This window comes from Inquilinus sp. OTU3971, assembly GCF_038440215.1.
Genome location: NZ_JASATH010000030.1, coordinates 14,364 through 28,487 on the forward strand (window position 1 = coordinate 14,364; position 14,124 = coordinate 28,487).

Genomic DNA, 14,124 nt, shown 5'->3' on the forward strand with positions numbered 1-14,124 from the left:
AGACTCTGCGGTGCGTTAGACGATAGGCGCGCTCAAGCCACGGCGTAGCGCTGGTACAGCCCGTTGCGGAACACGCCGCTCGGGTCGTGCCGGCGCTGTGCCGCGACCACCTTGTCCCAGGTGGGATAGGCGCGGCGCAGCTGCTCCGCGGTCGCGTGCAGGCGGTAGGGCAGGTAGTAGGTGCCGCCCGTGTCGAGCGCGGCGTCGATCAGGCCGCGGGTGATGCGCTGCATCCGCTCCTCGCCGGCGGCGGATCTCTCCTGGACGAACAGCATGACCAGGCCGAACACGTCCTCGCGGGCATAGGCCAGGGCGCTGCGGTCGTCGCGGCGGACGTCGCGCACCGTGACGTTCAGCAGGTTGCCCTCGTCGCGCCGGATCACCGCGCGGGCCGCCTGGGCGAAGTCCCACAGCCGGGCCCGCGGCACGAAGTACTCGTGCAGGATGTCGGTCGACCCGGCCTCGCGGTTGGCGAAGACGGCGGCCGGCTCGTTCAGCAGGCTGTTGCGGCTGGTCCGCTCCGCCAGCCACGGCCCGGCTTCGCGCTCCAGCCACCAGCGCAGCGCCTTGCCGGTGTCGCTGCCGGCGGCGTTGCGGAACACCAGCCGCTGCATCCCGCCATGGTCCAGGGTGGGCAGGGGCAGGACGGCGCCGCGGGTCTCCGGCACCGGCACGTACCAGCCCAGCACCGCCTCCTCGAACAGGCCGCCCGGATCGACTGACAGCCTGCCATAGGCCATCTCGACGGGCGACCCCGACGCTGCGACCCGCTCGGCGAAGGCGGCGGCGTAGTCCTTGGTCGGCATTACGGCGAAGTCCGGCACGTACATCGCGTTGGGCAGGATGGCGATCTCGGCCTCCAGGATCACCCCGAACAGCCCGTAGCCGCCCAGCGCCAGGCCGAACAGCTCGTCGTCGGGGCCGCACTCCACCACCGCGCCGTCTGCCGTCAGCAGCCGCAGCCGGCGCACCGTGCTCGCGGCCGGCGGGCTGTTGGCGTGCCAGCCATGGGCGTTGACGCTCAGCGTGCCGCCGATGCTGAAGTCGTTGTTCGACTGCATCACGGCGGGGGAGAAGCCGGCGGCATTCAGCGCCGGCACGATTTCGCGCCACAGCGCCCCGCCGCCCACCCGCATCACCCGGGCCTCGGCGTCGATCGCGAGACCGTTGAGGGGCAGCGCGTCCAGCACCCAGCCGTCGCGCATCAGGCTCTGCCCGCCCATCGAATGCCGCGCGCCGGACACGGCCAAGGCCGGCTCCTGCCCGGCCGCGATCCGCCGCAGCAGCGGCGCCAGCCGCGCCGCTGCCGCGTCCGGATTGGCCTCCGCGAAGGCGACGCCGCGCACCGGCGTCGGGTTCAGGCCGCTGGCGTCGTCAAGGAGGGTGCGGGGCGGGGCCGGGAGCGGCAGTCTGGCCGCATCGGACAGGCGCTGCAGCCACGCCCCGCCCATGCCACCCAGCGTCGCCGCACCCAGCGCCGCGGCACCGGTCGCCAGCACGCGCCGGCGCGTCGATCCCCTCCTGGCCATGCTTCCCCCGCATCATTCCGTGCCGGCGATAATATGACCGGGACGGGAGTGGGATTATGGCGAGACTCAGACGTATTGCGCGATGCCGTTGCCGAAGGACCAGTTCTCCTTCGCCACCTCGATCAGGTTGATGAACACATCCTCGCGGCGCAGGCCCGGGCTCTCGGCCAGGCGGTCGGCGATCCGGCGATACAGCGCCTGCTTCTGCGCCAGCGTCCGGGTGTTGCTGACGGTGGCCTGGATGAACACCACGTCGTCGGTCCGGGCGATGCCCGGATAAGTCGGGTCGTAGTCGAAGCCGGTCTCGTCATGCTCGTGCACCAGCACGAAGCGGTCGTTCTCCGGCACGTCGAAGGTCTCGCGCAGGGACAGGTAGACGGCATCGCGAATGGCCGCGATATGGCCGGCCGGCTTGCCCTTGCGCAGCGAGATGCGGATGAGGGGCATGGGGTCACTCCGAGATTGGCGGCGGGCGCCGCGACGCCTTGGATATAGCGCCGGCTTGACCATTTCGAAATGAACTCGATATCACTATCAGTGATTTCAGATTAAAATGATGAAGCCATGCGGTCCCTCGACCTCGATGCCGTCCGGGCCTTCGTCCTGGTCGCCGATCACGGCAGCTTCACCCGCGCCGCCGATACGCTCGGCGCCACCCAGTCCGGCGTCAGCCTGCGGCTGAAGCGGCTGGAGGATAGGCTCGGCGCCCGGCTGGTCGAGCGCACGCCGCGGCTGGTGCGGCTGACGCCGCAGGGCGAGGCCTTCCTGCCGCGGGCGCGGCGGCTGCTGGAGGCGCAGGACGAGGCCGTCGCCGCGGTCTCGGCCCGGCCGCGGCGCCTGGTGCTCGGCATCAGCGATCATGTCGCGGGGCCGGAGCTGCCGGGGCTGCTGGCCCGGGTGGCGGGGCAGGGGCCGGGGCTGGCGTTGGAGGTCCGTCTCGACTCGTCGCTGGATCTGCTCCGGGAATACGACGCCGGGTCACTCGACGCGGTGATCGTCCGCCGCGACGCCGGCCGCCGCGACGGCGAGGTGCTGTTCCGCGATGAATTCGGCTGGCTCGCCTCGACCGGCTGGCATCATCGGCCGGGCGAGCCCCTGCCGCTCGTCACTCACAGGGAGCGCTGCGGCGTTCGGGTCGCGGCGCTGCGCGCGCTCGACGCCGCCGGCATTCCCTGGGTCGAGGTCTTCGTCGGCGGCGGCGGTGCCGCTGTCGCGGCGGCGGCCATGGCCGGGCTCGGCGTGTCGCCGCTGGCGCGCCGGACGGCGCCGCCGGGCACGGCCGATGTCGGGCCGAGGCTAGGGCTGCCGGCCCTGGCGCCGAGCGAGGTGATGCTGCATTCGCGCCTGTCCGACCCCCGGCTCGCCGGCGCCCTGCGCGGCCTCGCCGCCGCCTTCCGCCTGCCGGTCGCGGCGTGACTCGCCGTCGCAGCCAGACCAAAGGCACGGGCCCGCCGGTTGGTTCCCGGCCGCGGCGCGGGGGTGGCATGTGCCATCGCAGCGCAACGCGACTCTTACCGAACCATGGCGGCATCGGTTAGAGTTCGCGCGCCATGCGAACCCTCTACCACATCTGGCTCTCCGCCCAGTCCCGCATCGTCCGGCTGCTGCTGGCCGAGAAGGACCTGCATTGTGACACCAAGGTCGAGCGGGTCTGGGAGCGCCGCGAGGAGTTCCTCGCCCTGAACCCGACGGGCGAGGTGCCGCTGCTGATCGAGCCGGACGGCACGACGCTGACCGATGTCTGGGTCATCGTCGAGTACATGGAGGAGATGCATCCCGAGGTGCCGCTGCTGGGCGACACCACCCTGGCGCGGGCCGAGACCCGGCGCCTGCTGGTCTGGTTCGACCAGAAGTTCGGCCGCGAGGTTACCGAGAACCTGGTCGGCGAGAAGTTCATGAAGCGGGTGACGCGCAGCGGCCAGCCCAGCTCCGACGCCATCCGTGCCGGCCGGCAGAACGTGCACTACCACCTCGACTACATCTCCTACCTCGCCGAGACCCGGCGCTGGCTGGCCGGTGATGAGTTCAGCCTGGCCGACATCGCCGCGGCAGCCCATCTCTCGGTGGTCGATTATCTCGGCGACGTGCCCTGGGACGCCCATCCTGAGGCGCGGCAATGGTATTCGCGCATAAAGTCCCGGCCCAGCTTCCGGCCGCTGCTGGAGGACCACGTCCCCGGCATTCCGGCACCGGCGCATTACCGCGACCTGGATTTCTGAGCCGGTCCGTCCTATCTGTGTTGTTGAGAGTGATTCTTAGATAGCGCCGTCCTCCGCGACGGATCATCGGAGACGAAGCATGGATGCGTTGGATCTTCTGCTGAAGCGCCGCTCGGTGCCCGCCCGCAACATGGTCGAGCCCGGGCCGGATGCGGCGGCGCTGGAGCGGATCCTGCGGGCCGGCACACGGGTGCCGGACCACGGCAAGCTGGCGCCCTGGCGCATCCAGCTGCTGCGCAAGGACGGGCAGCGCCGGCTGGGCGAGGCGATGGCCGAGATCTTCGCCCGCGAGACCCCGGACGCCACCGAGGCGCTGATCGAGGCGATGCGGCAGAAGCCGGCCCTGGCGCCGCTGCTGCTGGTCGTCACCCACAAGCCGCAGCCCGGCAAGATCCCGGAGCTGGAGCAGATCCTGTCCGGCGGTGCGCTGTGCCAGAACATCCTGGTGGCGGCGCACGCCCAGGGCTATTGCGCAAGCTGGATCACCGGCTGGCCGGCCTACCACCCGCAGATCGTCGAGCTGCTGGGCCACAACCCGGCGACCGACAAGATCATCGGCTTCATCTATCTCGGCACCCCGTCCGAGCCGATGGAGGACCGGCCGCGCCCGGCGTTGTCCGACGTCGTCACGGAATGGTCCGGCCCGCTGGTGCAGGTGGCGTAAGGCGGCGCTTGGTGGGGCGATCGTAGGCTGGGTTCGCATGAGCGAACCCAACAGTGGTTCGGGCGGCACGATGTTGGGTTCGCAGTCGCGAACCCAACCTACATGCTCTCTCACGCCGCCGCGGCCGCCACCCGGTCCGACTCCATCAGCGCCAGGAACGCCCGGGCCGCAGGGTTGACCGGGCCGTCCCCGGCGCCGCGCTCGGCATGGGCGACGCCCAGCTCCCAGCAGATCTCGGGCGGAGCCAGCGTCGCCACCGCCAGCGGCGGGCGGTGCGGGTCGGCCGGATGGGCGGCGATCAGCGCCTCCGGCACCAAAGCGATGCCGAGGCCGAGGGCGACGAGGTCGAGCGCGGTCGGCAGGTCGTTGACCTCGAAGCCGGTGCGGCGCTCCACCCGGATGCGCGAGAAGGCCTGGTCGACCAGTTGCCGGGTGCCCCAGTCGGTCTGGAAATCGACGAAGGTCTCGCGGCCCAGCCGGCTCAGGGCCACGTTCTTCCGGCCCGCCAGCGGATGGTCGTGGCGGCAGGCGGCCACCAGCTCCTCGCAGGCCAGCATGGTGGCCCGGACATCCGGCGGCGGCGCCGGCTGCATCGGCACGAAGGCCAGGTCCACCCGGCTGTCGCGCAGCTTCTCGAACAGCCGGTCCGACCCGCCCTGGCACAGCCGGATCTCGATCCCGGGATGGGCCGCGTGGAACCGGGCCAGCAGCCCCGGCAGGTCGACGAAAGGCGCCAGGCTGTGGGTGGTGCCGATCGCCAGCCGGCCGCGCGCCAGGCCCTGTACCGCGGCGACGGCGTCGCGGGCGCCCTGCGCCGCGGCCAGCACCCGCCGCGCTTCCTCGGCCAGCACCCGGCCGGCGGCGGTCAGGTCGACCCGCCTGGTGCTGCGGATGAACAGCGGCGCGCCCAGCTCCTCCTCCAGCGCCCGGATCGAGGCCGACAGGCCGGACTGGACGATGTTCACCCGCCGGGCGGCGCGGGTGAAGTGCTGCTCCTCCGCCACCGCCAGGAAATGCTCCAGCTGCCTCAGATCCATGGTCGCGCCCGATCCTGCCGATTGTTCTTCGATCATGCTGAATGCGATCTGAACATTCAATTGGAACGCTGAATGCGATGCCGTCATTCTCCAGGCCGGACATGACCGGGAGAAGACCATGAGCGAAGGCCACACGCATCTGCCTACACGGCGCTTCGGCACCACCGACATGGCGATCACCCGGGTCGGCTTCGGCGCCTGGGCGATCGGCGGCGCCGGCTGGGCCGCGGCCTGGGGCGAGCAGGACGATGACGCCTCCGTGGCAGCGATCCGCCATGCCGCCGAGGTCGGCATCAACTGGATCGACACCGCCGCGGTCTACGGCCTCGGCCATTCCGAGGAGATCGTCGGCCGCGCCCTGCGCGAGATCCCGGCCGACAGGCGGCCCTATGTCTTCACCAAGGGCGGGCTGATCTGGGATGAGGCCGACCGCACCGCCGTGCCGAAGCGCGTCGGCGCGCCGGACAGCCTGCGGCGCGAGGTCGAGGCCTCGCTGCGCCGGCTCGGCGTCGAGCGGATCGACCTGTACCAGCTGCACTGGCCGGCCGAGGACGGCACCTCGATCGAGACCCTCTGGCAGACCTTCCTCGACCTGAAGCAGGAAGGGAAGGTGCGGGCCGTCGGCCTGTCCAATCACAATGTCGAGCTGCTGGCGCGGGCCGAGGCGGTCGGCCATGTCGACACGCTGCAGCCGCCCTTCTCGGCGATCCGCCGCGATATCGGGGCGGCGGAGCTGCCCTGGTGCGCGAAGCACGACACCGGCGTCATCGTCTACAGCCCGATGCAGTCCGGCCTGCTGACCGGCGCCTTCACGGCGGAGCGGGCGGCGGCGCTGCCGAAGGACGACTGGCGTTCGCGCTCGCCGCATTTCACCGGCGACGGCCTCGCCCGCAACCTGGCGCTGGCCGCGGCGCTGAAGCCGGTGGCGGCGCGGCACGGCACCTCGGTCGCCGCCGTGGCGGTGGCGTGGACTCTGGCCTGGCCGGCGGTCACCGCCGCCATCGTCGGCGCCCGCAGCCCCGAGCAGGTCGATGGCTGGCTCGACGCCGCGACGCTGGAGCTGACGGCGGCGGATGTCGGCGAGATCGCCGCCGCGATCGAAAGCACCGGCGCCGGCACCGGCCCGGTGCGGCCGTAACGGGTTTGCGTGGACCGGATTCGCCTCCGGGCGGCCCGGTCTACGCGACTGTCAGCGTATCCCCTTCGGCGATCCGGCCGCCGGCCAGCACCTCGGCATAGATGCCGCAATCGGCATGGCCGAAGCCGGTGATCAGGGCCTTGGGGATGTTCAGGTCGCGGTCGCCGGTCGCCGGGTTGACGTTGGTGGCGGCGCAGCGGGTGATCCGTGAGACGACCTTGAGCCGCGCCGGCCCGATCGCCAGCTCGCGCCCGATCCAGTCGAACTCCGTCCAGGCCGGCAGGCCGTCGAGGATGAGGTTGCCGCGGAAGCGCCGCGGGTCGACCGGGGCGCGCGTCACCCGCTCGATGTCCTTCACCGAGGCGAGGTTGATCAACGAGACCAGCTTCTCCGGCTTGTCGGTGAAGGCGATGCCGGGGGCGGAGACGATCTTCACCGCGCCGCGCGGGTCCTTCATGAAGGCGTTGAGGAACTGGTTGATCAGCTCCTGCCCGATCGGCAACGACAGCAGGCCGCGCGCCACCTGCTTGCCGTCGCGCTTCAGCGTCAGCGCCTCCGTGGCGTCGTCATAGTCGATGCCCAGCAGCGCCAGCCGCTCATCGGTCATCCGCTGTAGGAACTGCCGCTTCGGCTGCCAGCTCGGCGCCGTCGGGTCGCATTGGCTGGCGCCGTGCACGATGGCGAAGCGCCGGTCATGCGGCAGCGTCTCGCCGGCGGCGAGATCGGTGGCGGCGAGTTTCTGCCCGGTCATACCCTTGACGGGGTAGCGGTACAGTTCGGCGAGGCGGACGGCGGTCATGGCGGGTCTCGGGTTTCGGGCAAAAACCCTAGCGCGTTATGGCCGGCGGAAACAATCAGCGCGCCGAGGATCGCCGCTATGCGCGATTGGGACCGGCCCCCACCAGCGCGATCACCGTGAGCAACTGCCGGACGTTCCCGGCGGCTCTTGTTGCAGCCCGGCCACACCCCTACATCAGTCCTGCATCCTCCCGGATCGCACTGACGTGGATCAAGGCGGGGTCGGGCTTCGTGCAAGACGATCCTGCCGGACAGTGGAGACAGAGTTTATGGACCTTCAGAAGTTCACCGAGCGCAGCCAGGGATTCCTCCAGGCCGCTCAGACCGCGGCTTTGACCCGCGGCCACCAGCAGCTTTTGCCCGAGCACCTGCTGAAGGTGCTGCTCGACGACGAGGAAGGGCTCGCGGCCAACCTGATCCGCAGCGCCGGCGGCCGGCCCGAGGCCGCTTCCCAGGCGGTGGAGCAGGCCCTGGCCAAGCAGCCCAAGGTCGAGGGCGGCGGCGGCCAGGTCTATATGAGCCGCGAGCTGGCGCGGGTGCTGGACCAGGCGCAGGAGCAGGCGAAGAAGGCGGGCGACCAGTATGTCGCGGCCGAGCGCCTGCTGCTGGCGCTCGCCATCGCCAAGGAGACCGAGGCCGGGCGCGCCCTGGTCCAGGCCGGCGTGACGCCGCAGGTGCTGAATCGCGCCGTCGACGCCATGCGCAAGGGCCGCACCGCCGACAGCCCCGGCGCCGAGGCCCAGTACGACGCCCTGAAGAAATACGCGCGCGACCTGACCGAGGCCGCGCGGTCGGGCACGCTCGACCCGGTGATCGGCCGCGACGAGGAGATCCGCCGCACCATCCAGGTGCTGTCGCGCCGCACCAAGAACAACCCGGTGCTGATCGGCGAGCCCGGCGTCGGCAAGACCGCGATCGTCGAGGGGCTGGCGCTGCGCATCGTCAATGGCGACGTGCCGGAGAGCCTGAAGAACAAGCGCCTGCTGGCGCTCGACCTCGGCGCGCTCGTCGCCGGCGCCAAGTTCCGCGGCGAGTTCGAGGAGCGGCTGAAGGCCGTTCTGCAGGAGGTGACCTCCGCCGCCGGCGAGATCGTGCTGTTCATCGACGAGATGCACCAGCTGGTCGGCGCCGGCAAGGCGGACGGCGCCATGGATGCGTCGAACATGCTGAAGCCGGCCCTGGCGCGCGGCGAGCTGCACTGCGTCGGCGCCACCACGCTCGACGAGTACCGCAAGCATGTCGAGAAGGACGCGGCGCTGGCCCGGCGCTTCCAGCCGGTGTTCGTCTCCGAGCCGACGGTGGAGGACACCATCTCGATCCTGCGCGGCCTGAAGGAGAAGTACGAGCTGCACCACGGCGTGCGCATCACCGACGGCGCGATCGTGGCCGCGGCCACCTTGTCGAACCGCTACATCACCGACCGGTTCCTGCCGGACAAGGCCATCGACCTGGTCGACGAGGCCGGGGCGCGGCTGCGCATGCAGGTCGACAGCAAGCCCGAGGAGATCGAGGCGCTGGACCGGCGCACCATGCAGCTGAAGATCGAGCGCGAGGCCCTGAAGAAGGAGACCGACGCGGCCTCGAAGGACCGCCTCGCCAAGCTGGAGCAGGAGCTGGCCGAGCTGGAGGAGCAGTCCTCCACCCTGACCGCCGCCTGGACCGCGGAGAAGGAGAAGCTGTCCGCGGCGACCAAGGTCAAGGAGCAGCTGGACCAGGCCCGGGGCGAGCTGGATCAGGCGCAGCGCGGCGGCAACTGGGCCCGAGCCGGGGAGCTGACCTACGGCGTGATCCCGGAGCTGGAGAAGAAGCTCACGGAGGCCGAAGCGGCCCAGGCCTCGCACATGGTGCGCGAGGAGGTGCAGGCCGACGACATCGCCGCCGTGGTCAGCCGCTGGACCGGCGTGCCGGTCGACCGGATGCTGGAGGGCGAGCGCGAGAAGCTGCTCCACATGGAGGAGAAGCTGAAGACCCGCGTGGTCGGCCAGGATGAGGCGCTGACCGCCGTCGCCAATGCGGTGCGGCGCGCCCGCGCCGGGCTGCAGGACCCGAACCGGCCGATCGGCAGCTTCCTGTTCCTGGGCCCGACCGGCGTCGGCAAGACCGAGCTGACCAAGGCGCTGGCCGAGTACCTGTTCGACGACGACACGGCGATGGTCCGCATCGACATGTCGGAATACATGGAGAAGCATGCGGTCAGCCGGCTGATCGGCGCCCCGCCGGGCTATGTCGGCTATGACGAGGGCGGAGCGCTGACCGAGGCGGTGCGGCGCCGGCCCTACCAGGTGATCCTGTTCGACGAGGTCGAGAAGGCCCATCCGGACGTCTTCAACGTGCTGCTGCAGGTGCTGGACGACGGCCGCCTGACCGACGGGCAGGGGCGGACGGTCGATTTCCGCAACACGCTGATCGTCATGACCTCGAACCTCGGCTCCGAACATCTCGCCGTCGCCTCGATCGAGCAGGACGAGGGCGAGATCGACTTCGTCAGCCGCGAGAAGGTGCTGATGGCGGTGCGCCAGCACTTCCGGCCGGAGTTCCTGAACCGGCTCGACGAGATGATCGTGTTCCGCCGCCTGACCAGGGCGAACATGACCGGCATCGTCGAGATCCAGCTGGGCCGCCTGCGCCAGCTGCTGGCCGACCGCAAGGTGGTGCTGGAGCTGGACGACAAGGCCAAGGGCTGGCTGGCGGAGCAGGGCTACGACCCGATCTACGGGGCGCGGCCGCTGAAGCGGGTGATCCAGCGCGAGCTGCAGAACCCGCTGGCGACGGCGATCCTGGAGGGCCGGGTGGCCGACGACAGCGCGGTCAAGGTCACTGCGGGCGAGGAGGGGCTGGTGCTCGAACCCCAGCCGCTCGCCGTGGCGGCCTGACCGGGCAGGGAAGGGGCGCTGCGGCGCCCCTTTTTCCTACACCGTGATCTCGAAGACGAAGTCGAGGAAGGCGCGCACCCGCGCCGGGGGCAGGCCGCGCGAGCGGTGATAGGCGTAGACCGGGAAGCGCTCGTCCGACCAGTCGGGCAGCAGCCGGACCAGCCGGCCGGAGGCGATCAGGTCGCGCACGCTGAACTCCAGCGGCTGGCCGATGCCCTGGCCGCCCAGCATGGCGCCGATCAGGCTGCCGGAATCGTTCACCGTCAGCCGCCCCCGCACCGGGACCGACAGCACCTCGGCCTTGCGCCGGAACTCCCACTCATAGGGCCGGCCGGTGGCGGCCTCCTTCACCAGCACGCATTCATGGTCGTCGCGGACCAGGTCGTCCGGATGCTGCGGCCGCCCGCGCCGGGCGACGTAGTCTGGGGAGGCACAGGTCAGCACCCGCGTCTCCAGCAGCAGCCTGCTGTTCAGGCCCGAAGGCTCCGGCTCGCCGAAGCGCAGGGCGATGTCGAAGCCCTCGGCCACCAGGTCGCCGATGCGGTCGCGCACCACCAGCTCCAGCTCGATCTCCGGATGGCGCGCCATGAAGCCGGCCAGGCGCGGGGCCAGGACGGAATGGCCGAAGGCGGCGTCGGCATTGACCCGCAGCCGGCCGCGCACCGCCGTGGCGTCGCCCGACGCCTCGGCCGCCCGCTCCTCGATGCCGGTCAGGTGCGGCATCACGCCGTCGTAGAAGCGCCGGCCCTCCTCGGTCAGCGTGATCGCCCGCGGCGTGCGGTCGAACAGCCGCACGCCCAGCCGCGCCTCCAGCCGGGCGACGGCGCGGCTGACGCCGGACTGGGTCAGCCCCAGGCTGTCCGCCGCCCGCACGAAGCTGCCGGCCTCGACCACCGCGGCCAGGGCGCTGATGCCGCTCAGCAGGCGGCCGTCGAAGGCCATGAGCACGACTCTGAGTCATTGAAATGATGTCGACTATGCGCTCGTGTCGTGGCGGGTCAAGCCATAGGGTCTCCGGCAGCGGCGAAGGGCGCCGCAGCTGATGGAGATCCCCATGGGTGGCAAAGTCGTCGCCGTCACCGGCGCGTCGAGCGGCATCGGCGAGGCCGTGGCCCGCCATTTCGCCAAGGCCGGCGCCGCCGTCATGCTGGGCGCCCGCCGCCTGCACCGGCTGGAGGTCGTGGCCGACGAGATCCGGCGCGACGGCGGCCGGGTCGCGCTGCAGCGCCTGGACGTCACCCGCCGAGAGGATGTCGAGGCCTTCGTCGAGGCCGCGGTGGCGCAGTTCGGCCGGCTGGACGTGATCGTCAACAATGCCGGGGTGATGCCGCTGTCCCCGGTCGCGGACCTGAAGGTCGAGGAATGGGACCGGATGGTCGACGTCAACCTCAAGGGCGTGCTGTACGGAGTCGCCGCGGCCCTGCCGGTGTTCCGGACCCAGGGCTCCGGCCACATTGTCAATGTCACCTCGGTCGCCGACCGGCGCATTGTGCCGACCGCCGCGGTCTATTCGGCGACGAAGTTCGCCGTGCGCGCCTTCTCCGAAGGGCTGCGGCAGGAGATCGGCGGCGGCATCCGGGTCACGGTGGTGGCGCCGGGCGCGACGGAATCGGAGCTGGCCAACGGCATCTCCGACCCGGAGCTGCGGCGCGCGGCGATCGAGGATTACCGCCGCGACCTGATCCCGGCCGACGCCATCGCCCGTGCCATCGCCTACGCCGTCGCCCAGCCGCCGGAGGTCGATGTCAACGAGCTGGTCGTGCGCCCGACCGCCCAGGCCTATTGAGCGGAGGCCGTGATGATTTCCTCCCGCATCGCCCTGGCGGCTTTGGCGGTTCTTGCCGCCCCGGCCGCCGAAGCCCAGTCCCCGACCACCCCGGCACAGGCCATCGACATGACGCGCACCGACCTCTCCGAAACCGATCTCGTCGGCATGTGGGTGACCGAGAACGGCCACATCCGCCTCGAGCTGCTGCCCGGCGGCCGCTACGACGAGGCGCGCGGCGCCAAGCGCAGCGCCTATACCGGCCGCTGGGAGATCCGCGGCCCGGGCCAGCTCTTCTTCGCCGACGATTCCGGCTTCACCGCCACCGGCACTGTCGCCGACGGCACCCTGGAGGTGGGCGGCGACCGCTTCCGCCGGGACGGGCGCTGGGACTGACCGGCATGCCGTCCTATCATTCCCATGTCTGAGGAGGAGGACGGCATGATCCGCATCGACCATCTCGACCATCTGGTGCTGACCGTGGCCAGCATCGAGGCGACCTGCGACTTCTACACCCGCGCGCTGGGCATGACGGTGGAGACCTTCGGCGCCGATACGCCGGAGGGGAGCCGCCGCAAGGCCCTGCGCTTCGGCGGCCAGAAGATCAACCTGCACCAGGCCGGGCGCGAGTTCGAGCCGAAGGCGCTGCGGCCGATTCCGGGCTCGGCCGATCTCTGCTTCATCGCTGCGACGCCGCTGGAGGAGGTGGTGGCCCATCTGGAGAGCCTCGGCATCGCCATCGAGGAGGGCCCGGTGCCCCGCACCGGGGCGACCGGCCCGATCCGTTCGGTCTATCTGCGCGATCCCGACGCCAACCTGATCGAGATCTCGAACCCGGCCTGAGACCGGCGGGGCTGTCGCAGTCCATTCAAACCGTCATGGCGAGCCCCGAAGGGCGTGGCCATCCAGGATGGCGGGGTCTGCTCCGGCTGTGTGACGGGATGGCCACCCCCGGTTTTCGCCGGGGTCGCCATGACGGTTGAAGGGCATGCTCATGCTCTTCAAGAGACGGCGAAGCCGACGAAGCAATCCATGCTTCCGCTCTTGCGGCCCTGGATTGCGGAATTCCAGAAGCGAGTCCACCGCGGCGGCGGACTTGGCGGCCCGCGACTTCGTGCTGTAGCCGAAGGACCGGGAGGCCTGTACCGGCCTCTCGGTCGAGCCTTGTGATGTACAGGTTCCCGCTGGAACGCCGCGGATATCCTGGCTTTCCGGCAGCGGGCTAGCCTAATTCGCGATTTTCGTTCATGATATGTTCTATGAAGAAGGCGCACTCCGTCTCCACCCCGCAGCCCGCCGCACCGGCCTCCGCCGATGCCGAGCAGGCGGCGCGCATGTTCGACCGGCTGGCCGAGATGGCGATGGAGCAGGCCGAGGCGATGCATCGGGCCACCATGGCCGCCGTCAAGGCCGATGACGCCGCCAAGGCCAAGGAGTTCGGGCTGGCCTTCGAGCGCGCCGGCCGCGGCGTCAGCCGCATGCTGGCGCTCAAGCTCCACCTCGCCCGCAAGCGCCAGGAGATGGCGGAGAAGGCCGCCACCCACGCCCGCGACGGGGCCGCGGCGAAGGAGACGCGTCGTCACCGGGTGGCCCGCGCCGTCGCCTGCTCGGTCGCCGCCAACCGCGACCTCGATGTTGAGAGCTGCGAGGCGCAGATCGCCGCGATGTGGAAGCGGCTGGTCGACGACCCGGAGATCGACGCCGATCTTTCCCTGGCCGGGCATTCGCTGGAGGAGATCGTCTTCCACCTCTGCCGCGACCTGCGCATCCGCCCCGACCCGGCCTGGCTGGACCCGGAGTATTCCGGCGCCGACTGGTTCGGCCGGCGCCCGCGGGCGGAGGGCGACAAGCCGCCCGCGTCCTGGTGGCCCGAGGACGGCCCGGATGCCGGCCGCTACTGGCATCTCGAGGAAAGCGACAAGATCCCGGTCCGGGGCTGGTACGACATCGAGACCGGCGAACGCCTCGACCGCGCCCCCTGGCTGCTCAAGCCCGGCGGCGGATGACCGCCGCCGCGGACGTCCCAGCCCATCTCCAACCGGCCCAGCCTTCCGCTCTCCCCTCCCTCTCGCGGGAGGGGGAGGGGTCTGCGCGCGAATGC

General features: G+C 70.9%; 14 protein-coding genes. 9 read left to right on the plus strand and 5 right to left on the minus strand.

Going from position 1 to position 14,124, the window contains the following annotated elements:
• Positions 1-32: 32 nt before the first annotated feature.
• Complete coding sequence (locus AAHM41_RS10305) at positions 33-1,529, minus strand: FAD-binding oxidoreductase (RefSeq protein ID WP_342236443.1); 1,497 nt, start codon at positions 1,527-1,529, stop codon at positions 33-35.
• 66 nt (positions 1,530-1,595) lie between these two features.
• Entirely contained in the window at positions 1,596-1,976 is a 381-nt protein-coding gene (locus AAHM41_RS10310) for a tautomerase family protein (protein WP_342236444.1), read from the minus strand.
• A 117-nt stretch (positions 1,977-2,093) separates the two neighbouring features.
• Here AAHM41_RS10310 and AAHM41_RS10315 point away from each other — a divergent pair, with 117 nt between their 5' ends.
• The 3 genes from AAHM41_RS10315 (at position 2,094) to AAHM41_RS10325 (ending at position 4,412) form a co-directional block, all read left to right on the plus strand.
• Positions 2,094-2,945: a LysR family transcriptional regulator gene (locus tag AAHM41_RS10315; protein WP_342236445.1), complete on the plus strand. Its 852-nt coding sequence runs from the start codon at positions 2,094-2,096 to the stop codon at positions 2,943-2,945.
• Positions 2,946-3,079: 134 nt separating this feature from the next.
• A complete protein-coding gene (locus AAHM41_RS10320; RefSeq protein ID WP_342236446.1) occupies positions 3,080-3,748 on the plus strand; it encodes a glutathione S-transferase family protein in 669 nt (222 codons plus the stop codon).
• Positions 3,749-3,827: 79 nt separating this feature from the next.
• Positions 3,828-4,412, plus strand: a complete 585-nt coding sequence (locus AAHM41_RS10325) for a nitroreductase family protein (protein WP_342236447.1) — start codon at positions 3,828-3,830, stop codon at positions 4,410-4,412.
• 110 nt (positions 4,413-4,522) lie between these two features.
• Here the strand turns inward: AAHM41_RS10325 and AAHM41_RS10330 are convergent, their stop codons facing one another.
• Positions 4,523-5,449, minus strand: a complete 927-nt coding sequence (locus AAHM41_RS10330; protein WP_342236448.1) for a LysR family transcriptional regulator — start codon at positions 5,447-5,449, stop codon at positions 4,523-4,525.
• A 118-nt stretch (positions 5,450-5,567) separates the two neighbouring features.
• Between AAHM41_RS10330 and AAHM41_RS10335 the strand changes: the two genes are divergently transcribed.
• A complete protein-coding gene (locus tag AAHM41_RS10335) occupies positions 5,568-6,587 on the plus strand; it encodes an aldo/keto reductase (protein ID WP_342236449.1) in 1,020 nt (339 codons plus the stop codon).
• 40 nt (positions 6,588-6,627) lie between these two features.
• On the opposite strand, the gene AAHM41_RS10340 is transcribed toward AAHM41_RS10335, so the two are convergent.
• On the minus strand, positions 6,628-7,386 hold the full coding sequence (locus AAHM41_RS10340; RefSeq protein WP_342236450.1) for an MOSC domain-containing protein: 759 nt from the start codon (positions 7,384-7,386) through the stop codon (positions 6,628-6,630).
• Between the two features lie 268 nt (positions 7,387-7,654).
• Between AAHM41_RS10340 and clpB the strand changes: the two genes are divergently transcribed.
• Positions 7,655-10,258: an ATP-dependent chaperone ClpB gene (clpB, locus tag AAHM41_RS10345; protein WP_342236451.1), complete on the plus strand. Its 2,604-nt coding sequence runs from the start codon at positions 7,655-7,657 to the stop codon at positions 10,256-10,258.
• Positions 10,259-10,294: 36 nt separating this feature from the next.
• On the opposite strand, the gene AAHM41_RS10350 is transcribed toward clpB, so the two are convergent.
• Entirely contained in the window at positions 10,295-11,200 is a 906-nt protein-coding gene (locus tag AAHM41_RS10350) for a LysR family transcriptional regulator (RefSeq protein ID WP_342236452.1), read from the minus strand.
• A gap of 112 nt (positions 11,201-11,312) precedes the next feature.
• Here AAHM41_RS10350 and AAHM41_RS10355 point away from each other — a divergent pair, with 112 nt between their 5' ends.
• The 4 genes from AAHM41_RS10355 to AAHM41_RS10370 all read left to right on the plus strand — a co-directional run bounded on the left by AAHM41_RS10355 (position 11,313) and on the right by AAHM41_RS10370 (position 14,029).
• Entirely contained in the window at positions 11,313-12,044 is a 732-nt protein-coding gene (locus tag AAHM41_RS10355) for an SDR family oxidoreductase (protein ID WP_342236453.1), read from the plus strand.
• A 12-nt stretch (positions 12,045-12,056) separates the two neighbouring features.
• Positions 12,057-12,419 carry an Atu4866 domain-containing protein gene (locus tag AAHM41_RS10360; protein WP_342236454.1) on the plus strand — a complete coding sequence of 121 codons (363 nt, stop codon included), beginning with the start codon at positions 12,057-12,059 and terminating at the stop codon, positions 12,417-12,419.
• Between the two features lie 45 nt (positions 12,420-12,464).
• Positions 12,465-12,866 (plus strand): VOC family protein, encoded by a 402-nt coding sequence (locus AAHM41_RS10365; RefSeq protein ID WP_342236455.1) that lies wholly within the window; start codon positions 12,465-12,467, stop codon positions 12,864-12,866.
• Between the two features lie 416 nt (positions 12,867-13,282).
• Positions 13,283-14,029, plus strand: coding sequence for a hypothetical protein (locus AAHM41_RS10370; RefSeq protein ID WP_342236456.1), 747 nt, complete (start codon positions 13,283-13,285; stop codon positions 14,027-14,029).
• Positions 14,030-14,124 lie beyond the last annotated feature (95 nt).

Bases quoted from the DNA above. Each gene is read 5' to 3' on its own strand.
- AAHM41_RS10340 (WP_342236450.1), bottom strand. From the start codon at position 7,386: ATGACCGCCGTCCGCCTCGCCGAACTGTACCGCTACCCCGTCAAGGGT.
- AAHM41_RS10305 (WP_342236443.1), bottom strand. From the start codon at position 1,529: ATGGCCAGGAGGGGATCGACGCGCCGGCGCGTGCTGGCGACCGGTGCC.
- AAHM41_RS10325 (WP_342236447.1), top strand. From the start codon at position 3,828: ATGGATGCGTTGGATCTTCTGCTGAAGCGCCGCTCGGTGCCCGCCCGC.
- AAHM41_RS10315 (WP_342236445.1), top strand. From the start codon at position 2,094: ATGCGGTCCCTCGACCTCGATGCCGTCCGGGCCTTCGTCCTGGTCGCC.
- AAHM41_RS10360 (WP_342236454.1), top strand. From the start codon at position 12,057: ATGATTTCCTCCCGCATCGCCCTGGCGGCTTTGGCGGTTCTTGCCGCC.
- AAHM41_RS10365 (WP_342236455.1), top strand. From the start codon at position 12,465: ATGATCCGCATCGACCATCTCGACCATCTGGTGCTGACCGTGGCCAGC.
- AAHM41_RS10330 (WP_342236448.1), bottom strand. From the start codon at position 5,449: ATGGATCTGAGGCAGCTGGAGCATTTCCTGGCGGTGGCGGAGGAGCAG.
- AAHM41_RS10355 (WP_342236453.1), top strand. From the start codon at position 11,313: ATGGGTGGCAAAGTCGTCGCCGTCACCGGCGCGTCGAGCGGCATCGGC.
- AAHM41_RS10350 (WP_342236452.1), bottom strand. From the start codon at position 11,200: ATGGCCTTCGACGGCCGCCTGCTGAGCGGCATCAGCGCCCTGGCCGCG.
- AAHM41_RS10320 (WP_342236446.1), top strand. From the start codon at position 3,080: ATGCGAACCCTCTACCACATCTGGCTCTCCGCCCAGTCCCGCATCGTC.
- AAHM41_RS10370 (WP_342236456.1), top strand. From the start codon at position 13,283: ATGAAGAAGGCGCACTCCGTCTCCACCCCGCAGCCCGCCGCACCGGCC.
- AAHM41_RS10335 (WP_342236449.1), top strand. From the start codon at position 5,568: ATGAGCGAAGGCCACACGCATCTGCCTACACGGCGCTTCGGCACCACC.
- clpB (WP_342236451.1), top strand. From the start codon at position 7,655: ATGGACCTTCAGAAGTTCACCGAGCGCAGCCAGGGATTCCTCCAGGCC.
- AAHM41_RS10310 (WP_342236444.1), bottom strand. From the start codon at position 1,976: ATGCCCCTCATCCGCATCTCGCTGCGCAAGGGCAAGCCGGCCGGCCAT.